The sequence below is a fragment of the Companilactobacillus paralimentarius DSM 13238 = JCM 10415 genome (genome assembly GCF_001434985.1).
Classification (GTDB): Bacteria; Bacillota; Bacilli; order Lactobacillales; family Lactobacillaceae; genus Companilactobacillus; species Companilactobacillus paralimentarius.
On sequence record NZ_AZES01000103.1, the window covers coordinates 1 to 13,118 of the forward strand.

The 13,118-nt window shown below is 34.1% G+C and carries 10 protein-coding genes, 1 CRISPR repeat array and 1 other annotated feature; of the genes, 9 read left to right on the forward strand and 1 reads right to left on the reverse strand.

From position 1 onward, the window contains the following. Positions 1-116: 116 nt before the first annotated feature. Positions 117-3,296: an isopeptide-forming domain-containing fimbrial protein gene (locus FD33_RS08850; RefSeq protein ID WP_056955918.1), complete on the forward strand. Its 3,180-nt coding sequence runs from the start codon at positions 117-119 to the stop codon at positions 3,294-3,296. A gap of 294 nt (positions 3,297-3,590) precedes the next feature. Beyond that, positions 3,591-3,864: a CRISPR direct-repeat array (repeat unit 29 nt; unit sequence GTGCTCCCCATATACATGGGGATGATTCT). 115 nt (positions 3,865-3,979) lie between these two features. On the opposite strand, the gene FD33_RS08855 is transcribed toward FD33_RS08850, so the two are convergent. After that, a complete protein-coding gene (locus FD33_RS08855) occupies positions 3,980-4,579 on the reverse strand; it encodes a YitT family protein (protein WP_051564363.1) in 600 nt (199 codons plus the stop codon). A 216-nt stretch (positions 4,580-4,795) separates the two neighbouring features. Here FD33_RS08855 and FD33_RS08860 point away from each other — a divergent pair, with 216 nt between their 5' ends. The 8 genes from FD33_RS08860 to FD33_RS08895 all read left to right on the forward strand — a co-directional run bounded on the left by FD33_RS08860 (position 4,796) and on the right by FD33_RS08895 (position 13,015). After that, the gene (locus tag FD33_RS08860) at positions 4,796-5,554 is read left to right on the forward strand and encodes a LysM peptidoglycan-binding domain-containing protein (protein ID WP_025086407.1); all 759 of its coding nucleotides are present in this window, start codon (positions 4,796-4,798) and stop codon (positions 5,552-5,554) included. A 670-nt stretch (positions 5,555-6,224) separates the two neighbouring features. Beyond that, positions 6,225-7,043: a MetQ/NlpA family ABC transporter substrate-binding protein gene (locus FD33_RS08865; RefSeq protein ID WP_025086133.1), complete on the forward strand. Its 819-nt coding sequence runs from the start codon at positions 6,225-6,227 to the stop codon at positions 7,041-7,043. A gap of 30 nt (positions 7,044-7,073) precedes the next feature. Beyond that, positions 7,074-8,408: a M20/M25/M40 family metallo-hydrolase gene (locus FD33_RS08870; protein ID WP_025086132.1), complete on the forward strand. Its 1,335-nt coding sequence runs from the start codon at positions 7,074-7,076 to the stop codon at positions 8,406-8,408. A gap of 7 nt (positions 8,409-8,415) precedes the next feature. Further along, positions 8,416-9,474, forward strand: coding sequence for a methionine ABC transporter ATP-binding protein (locus FD33_RS08875; protein ID WP_034544406.1), 1,059 nt, complete (start codon positions 8,416-8,418; stop codon positions 9,472-9,474). A gap of 3 nt (positions 9,475-9,477) precedes the next feature. Then, complete coding sequence (locus tag FD33_RS08880; protein WP_025086130.1) at positions 9,478-10,167, forward strand: methionine ABC transporter permease; 690 nt, start codon at positions 9,478-9,480, stop codon at positions 10,165-10,167. Further along, positions 10,167-10,398, forward strand: a binding site (T-box leader). (Overlaps the previous gene by 1 nt.) An 87-nt stretch (positions 10,399-10,485) precedes the next feature. Next, the gene (locus FD33_RS08885; RefSeq protein ID WP_025086129.1) at positions 10,486-11,310 is read left to right on the forward strand and encodes a MetQ/NlpA family ABC transporter substrate-binding protein; all 825 of its coding nucleotides are present in this window, start codon (positions 10,486-10,488) and stop codon (positions 11,308-11,310) included. A gap of 405 nt (positions 11,311-11,715) precedes the next feature. Then, entirely contained in the window at positions 11,716-12,534 is an 819-nt protein-coding gene (locus FD33_RS08890; protein WP_025086128.1) for a helix-turn-helix domain-containing protein, read from the forward strand. A 76-nt stretch (positions 12,535-12,610) separates the two neighbouring features. Then, complete coding sequence (locus FD33_RS08895) at positions 12,611-13,015, forward strand: hypothetical protein (protein WP_025086127.1); 405 nt, start codon at positions 12,611-12,613, stop codon at positions 13,013-13,015. Positions 13,016-13,118 lie beyond the last annotated feature (103 nt).

The following is a 13,118-nucleotide window of genomic DNA, read 5'->3' on the forward strand; positions in this document are numbered from 1 at the left end:
TTTTCTATCCAAATTTTTCGTCTGGGTAGAATTCTATTTAATCTTACAATCTACCTCTTATTCTTATATTTTTAATTCTTTCTTTTTCAAATTATCAAGAGATTTCGGCCGCCTCTTTGTTACCTAATCCTGATACGGTCGTTGTACCTGATAGAAATCCTGGTCATTCTTCAGGTTCTAATGGTAATGGTTCTTGGGGTCAACTATTAGATAACAATAATTCTCCTACATTGAAGAATCTAAATATATATTCTGTCAATGAGCCTATCGATAGTAAATACGCTTTTGCTCCTATTCTGACTTCAAATACAGAATATTACATTGTTAATCCGGACGGAAAGGAATCCTTATTGAAAGGTTCAAGAGCCCCTGCCGTCAGAGGATCCGGGGGACCAGTGACATACCGTATATCTAACGTCGGGTATTATAAAGGACAGAGTGTGGATATCCTTTATACTTTATTTGCGGAGAATAAGAGATTAAACGGAAACGTTAATGTATCAAATGCTACTCAACATCTAACATTGGCACCTGTTGGTGACGATACTAACTTTATGTACACGAATATAAATGCATCATCATCGACTTACATTAATAATAATATTATGTATGTTAAATCTGGTACAAAGGATCCTATAAAGGGAATTAACGGAACTATGAACCATGGAAAGTTATCCTATCGTAAAGCTGTTTACATGGATCCTGATGTTTTTCGAGGAGGAAGAGTACCTAATTCTGCGAGAACGGCATCTGGTAGTCAACCCGGTACTGGATATTCAGATCTTTATAATATAAATTCATATAATAAGGGGAGTCTTTTTATTACGGCTAATGCGCCTGGGGGGTATGAATATAAATATAATAATTTCTCAGAATTGTATACGTCTCCAAGTGGTAATATGAATGTTACTTTCTATATGTTCGCTGGAATTGCTTTTTACAATGTTCAAACGACATCAGCATCTCCAATATTGCTCGCTTCGCCTGATGTAATTGGAATTACCAATGATAATTCCGATAAGGGAAATAAGATTAGTTGGAACGTAATTCAGGCGTTTCCATCACAACCAAGTGATACTTATTTAGATAATTATGCGTTACATTTCAAAATACCAAGTGATTTAAATTCTAATGATGTTAGTTTGAAGATTAAAAATTCAGCTGGCACAGATGTTACTGGTGACTTTAATATAGAAAAGGACAATAACGGCAATTATACCGCTACTGCAAAAAGCTTATCGGCTTTAGTTAATAAACAATATACATTTACATTTACTGGAAGTATAACTAAAGATCAGTTGGCAAATGAAGGCTTTTTGAATAACTATTTGGATACAAGCAGTAATGATCCTTACTACATTAAAATGAACGGTGAAGCCTATGCTACATATGGTTTAAAAGGAAACAATTATACCACTAAAAATGATGATGGATCAGTGACATCATCGGCTATTTCTAAAATGGCTATCAATAGTTATAAAGTCGAACCAGAACTTAGTGGATCAATGACTGGAGGACCATACCATGTGGATAATAAGGTTTCATTTTCCTGGATAGCACAAAATGGAAATTCAGATGCTAAATGGGGAGGTTTAGTATTTAAAATCAATATCCCTGAAGGTTTAAATGTTGATCTTAGTTCATTGAAACTTAAATTTGGAAGTGAAGCAGCATATTCGGTTCCAAAATCTAACTATGATTACGACACTTCTAGTGGATTATTGACAGTTCGTTCAAACGATAACTCGTATATTAGTACAGGAGCAGAAACGTTGACTTATGATACTGTAATCGATAATACTGCTAGAGGTAGAACAGTTTCAAAAACAGATACAAGTGTTACTGGTACAGATATGAATGCCTTCTCTAAACCTGGTGATGTTAAGCCAACTGCTTCAACTAATACCTCCTCTACTTCACTTAATGTAGAATCGGATAGTTTTCCCAGTAGTCCATCTTTTGATAAGGATTTTAAAAACATTACGGAGAGTTCTAGAGGCGATGGTAAAAATAGAATAAATGATGTATTGAATTTTGTCCTAACTGCTCAGAATAAGGGTAATGTAAAATATAGTAAGTGGGGGCCTATCATTTTTAAAGATGTTATTCCTAAAGGATTAGATCTTGATAAAGGGTCTCTAAAGTTACAATTAAATAATGACACCACACAAAGTCCTACTAATGTGCAGTATGATGAAAATTCTGATGGAAGTATTACATTAACCGTTAGTACGGATACTGACTTATCAGAAGGAGATAACTTGTCTTTAAATTACAATGCAACTATTGATCCTATTGCTGGTGATCCTAGTTCAGGACTTAGTCCCTTAACAAATAAGGCTTCGGCAAGTGGTAAGGATATTAATGGCTTTGCTAATGGTAGTTATGGGGAAAATATTACAAAGACAGATAGTAAAAAAATTAGTGTTGAACCTAATATTTTGAAAACTAATTTTACCAATCAAAAAAAAAAAGATGATGATTCAGACGATAAATTTTCAGATTCACTCATTGCTAAGTATGGCGATGTTGTGGATTACAAAATAATTTTCAGCGTCAAAGATGGAAGCAGAAGTTTCAAGGGAGGTTCTTTTGCAGGAAAAATACCATCTAGCCTAAGTTTGATAGATAACAGTGTGAATGTTACATATTCCTCTGATGGATCAAGTAATAATTATAAAAATATTGAGAGTATACCTGATATTGAAAAAATTGATTCCGATCAAAATGTAACTATAAGTTTTAAGGCCAAGATAACTCAAAATACGCCTTCGGAAATACAGTATATGCCGCATGTTTTGGAGGATGGTGGCACTACAATGATATATGCAAATGCATCATTGATAGAGCCACAAGACTGGCTAGGATTTGAAGAGACACCTAGTGATATTGATTTTGGTACACATTCGTCTTTTGATTTGAGTAACATTAGCAATATAAAAACAGTTGGTGAACTCAATTTCATGAACTATACAAATGATCCATACTATCAAGTATCTGTTTCATATGATCCTTCAGGAGATTCGGCAATAAAAAATGATGATACCAAACTTCAAGAAGCCGATAGTAAGGGATTATTATTCATTAAGCAAATGGATACTGGTAGGTGGATTCCGATAAATGATAGTGGAGCTATGTTGAATAGTGCAGGATTTAGTAAATTAGGAAATAATTCTCTTACTGAATTTATAGGACCAGGAAAATGGTTGATGAATGCAAATAGAGACGGCCTTAAATCAGGTGTCTATTCTGGAAAAATAACGTGGAGCGCTATTGATGGAATTCCTAATAATTAATAAGTGGACTTGAAAATATTATAAAAGCGTATAGGTAAGTGCTATTACTAGTATTGAGAGTCTGGGAAAAATTACAAATAAAAGAAGATTCAGAAATTGCTTTGATTTCTGAATCTTCTTTTTTGTGTACATGAATTTAGAAAGTTTTTGTTAGTTATTGAAAACTTGAAATAGAGTTGCTTACAATAGAAGAGAAAGTTATGCTTTAAGAGATTGATGAACTTACTTTTTCAAGTTAATAAAAATAAGTGGATTTCTAATTTTAAAGTGTTGATATATCAGTCTTTTCTTAGTGTGCTCCCCATATACATGGGGATGATTCAGACTGGGTTAAATAGTGAATTGACATACAGTAGTGCTCCCCATATACATGGGGATGATTCTATAGTTTTGTATGCTATCACCTCCCTAAAATCGTGCTCCCCATATACATGGGGATGATTCTGTCAAAGAAGACGTAATCAAGTTTATCAAAGAAGTGCTCCCCATATACATGGGGATGATTCTGGCAGCCATCGTCACTGTCTTGCCCGAACCGGGTGCTCCCCATATACATGGGGATGATTCTACCAAAGAGCCACATGCACCACTGTCCTCTGAGTGTTCCCCATATATATGAGGTGATTTTCAAATAAAAAAAGATGCCTATGTCAAAACACTGAATGCTTTGATATGGGCGTCTTTTATTGTGTAATGTGTCGTTGATGGAAAATACCGAAGCCTTTAATTGCGAGACTGGAGATACCGACTGACATGACAGCTAGTAGGAAAGAAATTAAATCATTTAAGGCAAAGTTTCCTAAACAAACTAATCCATCAATAATGAATAGACTGATATATTTATCTACACCGAAGTTTTTATGAATAATCATTGGGGGAACTGTTGTCCCACCACTAGACATGTTGAGAGTATAAAGAATAGCTAAACCAATTCCAAAAATGATACTTCCTACTATAATAGAGATTACTCGATTATTAGGAATTAAATTGTAAACCGGTGTGATATATAGCAAGAGGGGAAGCATGAAACTTCCAATTGCTAATTTAATGGTGGTTTGTCGATCTAAATGTATGTAAGCCAGTACTAACATCACAATATTTATGGAAAGAACCGAGATGAATGTTGGGATTTTCCACCCTGCCTGTAGCAAGATGGCGATACCTGTAGCACCACCAGCCGCTATACTATGCGGTTCGAAGAACATATTAAGACTAAATGCGATAAGTTCCAAAGCAACTAACATTATTAGTAGTTTTGCGGACGTTCTCTTTTTATTCTTCATACATACTAATATATCATGAATATATAGGAATAGATAGTAAAAGTACCTGATACCTAAAAAATAAAATTAATGATTATGTTTCATAAGTATTACTAAAATTACATTATGGCCTTAAATTGTAACTTTGTGGTTGCTGTCATGTAACACTGGGCTGTTAGTATAGCACCATAGCAAATGAGAGCTAAACAAATTTAAAATTAAGGATGTAATTAATTCATGAAAAAAGTTTTATCTATCGCTTTATTAAGTACAGTAGCATTAGCAGGGGTATTCACTTCAACAAATACTGCTCAAGCCGCAGTTTCAACTGGAAATAACCAAGTTAAAGTTGAAAAAGGTGATTCTTATAAGAGCATTGCTGAAGCTAACGGAATTAGTATTTCCGCACTTGAACAAGCAAATGGCCGTGAAGTTGGCGGATTTGACTTGATTTTCCCAGGAGATATTATTACATTACCTGGTTCAACATCAACAGCAACAACTACAACTGATAATACAGATACACAAGCATCACAAAATGTATTACCTACAACACAAACATCAACAGATACTTCAACACAAGCATCTACTGATACACGAAGTGCTGATACTACATCAACACAAGATACAAGTGCCCAACAAGCAACTACACAAAGTACAACAGATACAAGTTCACAGGCAACAACACAAGCTGCTTCTACACAAACAACAAGTACAACATCAACAACAGCTAGTGGTACATTCAAAATTAGTTTCTATGATCCATCTGTTTTAGGTTCAAATATGGGTTACGGTGGTGTTGCTGCCAATCTTTCAGTATTCCCTAAGGGTACACAATTAAAGATTACATTGGCTGACGGAACTGTATTATACAGAACTGTAAATGATACAGGAACATTTGCTAACTCAAATTCACAACAATTGGATGTTGCTATGCCTAGTTCGTCAATTCCTTCATATGGTGTAACTACAGCTTCAGTTGAAGTAATTTCTTAATCATTGGAAAAATATAAAGACAATTGTAAAAGTCTCTCTATTAATTTAGAGAGACTTTTTTAATAAATACTTATTTTTTTCTAATATTTATTAGTGTTAGAAAATAAATTTATAATTTTTTTATTTTTAAAAAAATATAATTTATTCGTTATAAAAGTTGTCACGATAGACTTGGATAAAGGTTATAAAACGGGCATTTTACTAAATATCATGTTATAAATGACACTTGGCATAAAAACACAAAATTAGAAAATTGACCAGAAAAACTTATTTTTATTGATTGACAATTTAAAAATTAGATTGTATTATCAAATCATCAATTAACAAAAGACATTTATTAAACAAAGTGATCGGGGGAAGTAATTCAACCTCGTTAGTACAGAAAACCTCTATTTGCTGAGATGAGGGCGACGATTTGAATGAAAATGACCCGTGATTGGTGCGCTGAATCCTTTCGGATAAAGATGCAATGGTTGGTACCCTTTACAGTACACGCGTATAGAAATTTTGTACGTTGTTAAGGGGATAAGTGTAAATTTATTCCGAATTAGAATGGTACCGCGCAATAGCCGCTTCTAAACATGAACATAGTCTGTTCATGTTTGGAAGTGGCTTTTTTGTTTTTATAGATATTTTTGGTTAGTTAAGAAACAAGTAAGGTGGGAAAAAAATGAGTAAATTTAAGAATTTGGGTAAGGTAATCCTATTAGCTTTTACAGCATTATTTATTTTTGTATTAGCTGGTTGTGGTAACCAAAACAAGGAACAAACAGTTAAAGTCGGAATCAATCCTTCAGATGCTGCAATTTGGAAAGTAGTAAAGAAAAATGTAAAGAGTGAAGGTATCAACCTAAAGGTCGTTGAATTTAATGATTACAATCAACCTAATACGGCTTTGGTTCAAGGGGAAGTTGATATCAACGCTTACCAACACACATTCTTCTTAAATTCATGGAACAAGGCACATCATTCTGATCTAGTATCAATTGGTAAAACAGTTATTCAACCAATGGCTCTATATTCACACAAGATCACAAAGCTTAGTCAATTAAAGAATGGCGCTAAAATTGCTATTCCTAATGATGCTTCTAATGAAGCTCGTGCATTACAATTGCTAGAAGCTAATGGACTTTTGAAACTTGATAGTGGTGTTAAGTTACCATCAACAAAGAACATCAAGGAAAACAAATTGAACTTGAAGTTTACAACACTTGATGCTGCACAAACAGCTCGTTCATTAGATGATGTCGATGCCGCAATCGTCAATGGTAATGTTGCTAGTGATGCTAAGCTTGATCCATCAAAGGCTGTTGTAACTGAAAAAGTTAACAAGAAATCACAACCTTGGATTAATATCATTGTTACTCAAAAGAAGAACAAAGATAATAAGACTTACAAAAAAGTCGTTAAGGCATTCCAAACAAAGTCAGTTGCTAAAGAAATCAAGAAGGTTTACGGCGAAAGTGCTGTACCAGCTTGGAATAAGTAAAATGTTTTAAAAATTTGAGGAGGTTTTCATATGTCAAAATTATCAGATCCATTAATTCAGAAGTCGATTGAAGATTTAAAACAATATATTGCACTACCATCCGTTTCAGCAAAGAATCAATCCATTACTGAGACAGCCGAATTCCTTAAGAATTTACTACAAGACTTTGGAGCAGATGCAACGGTTTGGGATGAATATGAATATCCAGTTGTTTTTGCCGAAATTAAACCTAAGAAGCCAAGTAATACCACAATTCTTATTTACAATCATTACGATGTTCAACCGGAAGAACCAGTAGAACTTTGGAACTCAGATCCTTTTGAGTTAAAGATCACTGATGATAAGTTCATTGGACGTGGAGTTTCCGATTGTAAAGCTGATTTGATCAGTCGAATTACTGCTTTGAAGATTTATCGTCAAGAACATGGTGACTTACCTTGTAATATTAAATTCTTAGTTGAAGGACAAGAGGAAGTTGCTAGCCGTCACTTGGAAGATTATTTGAAGAAATATTCCGATAAGTTATCTGCTGATTTGATAATTTGGGAGTCAGGATACAAGAATGAAAAAGAACAATTTAATTTCACTGGTGGTAATAAAGGTGTTTTATGTTTTGAACTAGAAGCAACTTCTGCCAATATTGATCTTCATTCATCATTTGCTGCTGTAGTTGATTCAGCTACATGGAGATTAGCTCAAGCATTAGATGCTTTGAGAACTCCAGAAGGTGATATTAAGATTCCTGGTTTCTACGATGATGTTGTTGAACCTTCTCAAAGAGAAATTGATTTAGTTAATAAAGCTACTACACCTGATTTGAAATCTAAATGGGACTTACAAGTACCATTGTTGAAGAACAAGTCAGTTAATTACAATTTGACATTTAATCCTACTATTAATATAGAAGGAATTAGCAGTGGTTGGGAAGGCGAAGGAGTAAAAACTGTTACTCCTAAAGCTGCTAAGGCTAAATTGGAATTCAGATTGGTACCTAATCAAGATCCACATGATCTTTTTGATAAGTTAACTAAATATTTGAATGATCAAGGTTTTAAAGATATTAAGGTTAAGTATCTATTGGGTGAAAAGGGTTATCGTTGGGATCTGGACAGTCCAATCGTTAACAAGTTAATTGGAACCGCCGAAGATTTCTTTGGTGGAGCTGATAAAGTTGAGGCTTTACCATCAAGTCCTGGTACTGGTCCAATGTACTTATTAAATGAATATACTCATGCCTCAATTGTTTCAACTGGTGTAAGTTATTCTAAGGCTGGCAATCATGCCCCTAACGAAAATATTAGAATTAAAGATTACCTAGATTTCATTGATTTCTTTGATCAATTCTTGGGTAAATTAAGGGAGTAATTATTATATGGCAGAACAAAATGGGATAATTCAGCTAAAAGATATTGATGTTACTTTTCATAATGAAGGCAAGACAATTGAAGCTGTGAAAGACGTTTCGATTAATGTTAATAAAGGTGATGTGTTTGGTGTTATTGGATACTCTGGTGCCGGAAAAAGTACTTTGGTTCGTGTAATCAATTTATTACAAAAACCAACTTCTGGAACAGTTGTAGTTAATGACCAAAACTTAACACAATTGAGTGCTAAGGATTTACGTAAAGCACGTCGCAATATTGGAATGATTTTTCAACATTTTAATTTGATGAATTCATTAACCGTTTATGGAAATGTTGATTTTCCACTACGTGATTCAGGATTGAGTAAGGCTGAACGTAAACAAAAAATTGATAAATTGTTGGATATAGTTGGTCTATCTGATCGTGCTAAGAACTATCCATCTCAATTATCAGGTGGTCAAAAACAACGTGTTGCGATTGCTCGTGCTTTAGCAAATGATCCCGAAATTTTGATTTCAGATGAAGCCACTAGTGCTTTGGATCCAAAAACTACCACTGAAATTTTGAATCTACTAGGACGTTTGAATGAGGAATTAGGTATCACGATCGTTATCATCACACATGAAATGGATGCTATCAAACAAGTATGTAATCGTGTTGCGGTTATGGAGAATGGTGAATTGATTGAAGAAGGTAGTTTACTTTCAATCTTCGGTAATCCTAAGCAACAACTTACAAAAGACTTTGTTAATACATCTACTCATATCGGTTCAGTTCTTGATGAAATCAGAAGTAGTGGAATTGTTGATAAACTTTCTGGTCGCCTGATCGAATTGAATTATATCGGTGATTCAACTAATGAACCAATCGTTGTTGAACTTTATAAACGTTTCCAAGTTGAAGCTAATATTCTTTTCAGTAATATTGAAAGATTGCAGAGTACCACAGTCGGAATTATGTTGTTTGCTTTGACGGGTGACGATGACAAAGTTGAACAAGCTATTCAATACTTAAATAGTTTGAAAGTTAATGTTAAAGAAATATCTTTAAAGAAAGAGGGCGAATAATTCATGGCAGATTTAGTAAATAAATTTCTTCCTAACGTCGTAGCTAATTGGGAAGGTGACAATGGTTTTGTAGTAGCCATTTGGCAAACACTTTATATGACATTTGTCAGTGCATTATTTGCTGGAATTATCGGAATTATCTTAGGAATTCTGCTAGTTGTTACAGCTGATGATGGAATTACTCCACATAAAACTTTTTACACTTGTTTAGATAAGTTGGTTAACCTATTTAGATCAATACCATTTATTATTCTATTGGCCGTAATTGGACCATTTACAAAGTTGATCGTTGGTCAAACAATTGGACCTACTGGTGCATTGGTACCATTAGTTATCGGAACAGCACCATTCTTTGCTAGACAAGTCCAATTAGCATTAGTTGAAGTTGATCATGGTGTGATCGAAGCTGCCGAGGCAATCGGTCTTTCACCAATTAAAATTATTTTTAGAGTTTACTTGCGTGAAGGTCTACCAGAATTGATCCGTTCAGGAACTCTAACAATTATTAGTTTAATTGGTTTAACTGCCATGGCCGGTGCTGTTGGTGGTGGTGGTCTTGGTAATATGGCCATCTCTGTTGGTTATCAAAGATTTGAAAATGATGTAACTATTGTATCTATGTTATTTATTTTAGTTTTAGTATTCGTTATTCAAGGACTTGGCGATTTTGCTGTTCGTAAACTTGAACATTAGATAACAAGTTGATCGGAAAAGTAACTTATTAAGTTTTGTACAGAAAGCCTCAGGTGCTGAGATGGGGACAAAATAATAAGTGAAAATGATCCGTGATTGGTATCCCTGAATTTTTTAAGGGATGATGGTCGGTACCCATTATCGTACACGCATGCAATGCATGTTATTAAGGAAAGCAGATGTGAGTTTGCTTTTAAAATAGAATGGTACCGCGCAAAAGGCGCTTCTATCTTAGACAAATGATGTCTAGTTAGGAGCGTCTTTTTGTATATAGGGGTTTTAAATAAGAGGAGGAGTTTCATTATGAAAAATAATAAAATTAAAGCTATTTTTTTGCTAGTTGTTGCCACATTCAGTTTGTTCTTGTTAGCAGGTTGTGGAAGTAATTCTTCAGCCAGTTCAACCAAAGAAAAGACTGTAAAAATAGGTATTACAGGTTCTGATGATGAGGTATTAAAAGCCGTCGCTAAGAAAGTCAAAAAAGAGGGTATCAACATTAAAATTGTTGAATTTTCAGATTACAGTCAACCAAATACTGCTTTGGATCAAGGTGAAATTGATTTGAATGCCTTCCAAACAGTTATCTTCCAAAATGATTGGAACAAAAAACATAAGACACATATCGTTTCAATCGGTTCAACTGTAATTGCACCAATGGCTCTATATTCAAAGAAGATCAAGAAAGTTAGTCAAATCAAGAATGGTGATAAAATTGCCGTTGCCAACGATGCCACAAATGAAGCCCGTGGATTGACATTACTAGAAAGTGCTGGCTTGATTAAGTTGGATAACGCCAAAGTTCCTGGTTTAAAGGATATTACAGAAAACAAGTTGAACCTAAAAATCACACCATTAGATGCTGCCCAAACGGCCAAATCAATGGATGATGTTACAGCTTCAGTAGTTAATAGTGGAGTTGCTAACGATTCAAAACTAGATCCTAAGACAGCCGTTTATAGAGAAAAAATCACAGCTAAGTCAAAACCATATGTAAATATTATTTCAGCTAATAAGAAAGACAAAGATAATCCTACATACAAGAAGATCGTTAAAGCATATCAATCAAAAGATATTGCCAAAGTTATTAAGAATGAATTCCACGGATACGAACAACCAGCTTGGAATTATAAAGTATTGAATTAGAGGGTGGAACAAGGTCGGTTAGCCTATGAGGACTTACCTAAGTAATGGAATTATACGCGAACTGTGCGTATGATTTCATTACTGTAGTAAGCCGGAAGAGGTTGCCATTGTGGAACTCGTTTTAAATTAGAGAGGGGGTGGAGAATGACGGTTAGATTCTGTAGCAAAGCACAGGAAGCTGTCATTCGGAACCTGTTTGCTGCATACTTGAGGATAAAAATAAATATCACAATCCCCAAAGACCAAAATTAGCAGATTATCGAGTATCAAAAGAGAAGGCTTTAAACTACCACCAAAAAAACGTCTAGAATAATTTCTAGACGTTTTTTTGTAACGAAAGATAATACATTTTACAAAATTTATTTTAAAATAGAGATAACAAGTAAAGCAAAGTCAGGGATATATATGAAAGATTTAGGGACAGTTATCAAAGAACTGCGAAAAGATAGGAAACTTACGCAAAAAGAATTAGCAGAGGGTATTTGTGCTCAATCGATGTTGTCAGCTATTGAAAATAACGTTTATGTTCCTAATGCTAATTTATTGATCAAGTTAGCCACTAAATTGGAAGTAAGTCTGGACCAAGTTAGTTTGGCAACCAATTTTCCTATTAGTTCAAAGTACAATTTCAATGATAAGGTGGATGATCTCTGTAACAATCATCAGTATCAGGAATTGTATGATTTTTTGATGCAGGATAAAGTTTTGAATAATTTGAAGACTAGTTTACAAATGCAAGCTTATTACTACTATTTAGGAGTGGCTCAGTTACAGACCAATGCTATTTCTGAAGCTAAACGGTCATTGGATTTATCACTGGCAGAGGTTAATTCTAAACATCCAAACACTTTGGGACGTTTGGCATATATGGCTATTGGTTATGTTCATAGTTTGGAGAATCAAAAAGATTTGGCAGAGGAATATATTAATAAGGCTTTTAGAAATTGGGATGAATTTTCTTATGAAGAAAATCAAAATGCTCTTTATTACTTGGCTGCATTGATTTATTTCAAACTGAATGATTATCAAGATTCGACTGCCTATATAGCCGATGGAATTGGCTTTATCGCAAAGCATAATTCTCATTATATGTTAGCCAATTGTTATTTTCTGTTGGCTCGTTTGGCATTGGTAGCTCACAATGATGATGAACGTCTAGAAGCTAATAGACGTAAGGATTTGTTTACAGAACTGTACGGTGAAAATATTTTTGAAAAATTTTAAAATATCAGAATACTGATTTTTGATTTGAGACCAAATTTCGTAAGATGACTCTATAAATTAGATAGGGGATGCTCTTATGAAAAAATTATTTACTAATAGTATTGAAATCAACTCTGATCTTAAAACAGTGACGGATATTTTGGCAAATGCTTTTACGTTAACTAAATGGAATTATGCCATTTCGGAAGTTACTGAAGTTGTCACTGATGAATTCGCAATTCATCGTAATGAACCAGCTGTAAATCAAGATGAAATTGTAACAGTTGAACAAACTGATAATGAAGTAGTTTATGTAAGTAGGGGTGGAAAACTAGAATATCAATTAGTTTTTCAAATTTTCCAAACTGATGGCCATGTATTAGTAACAGAGACCCTTTATGTGTTGAATAATTTTAGTTTGCCAAAAGCTTTGATTGCTCCAATTACTAAAAAGGCGTTTAACCAAAATTTACAAGCTTTAAAAAAACTGATTGGAGCATAAAAAAAGTGTAATCACTTTGGGGTGATTACGCTTTTTGTGTTTGATATTTAGGCTGTACGATAAATAGAGTTGATAGGCATTTTGCCATCAACTCTATTTTTGT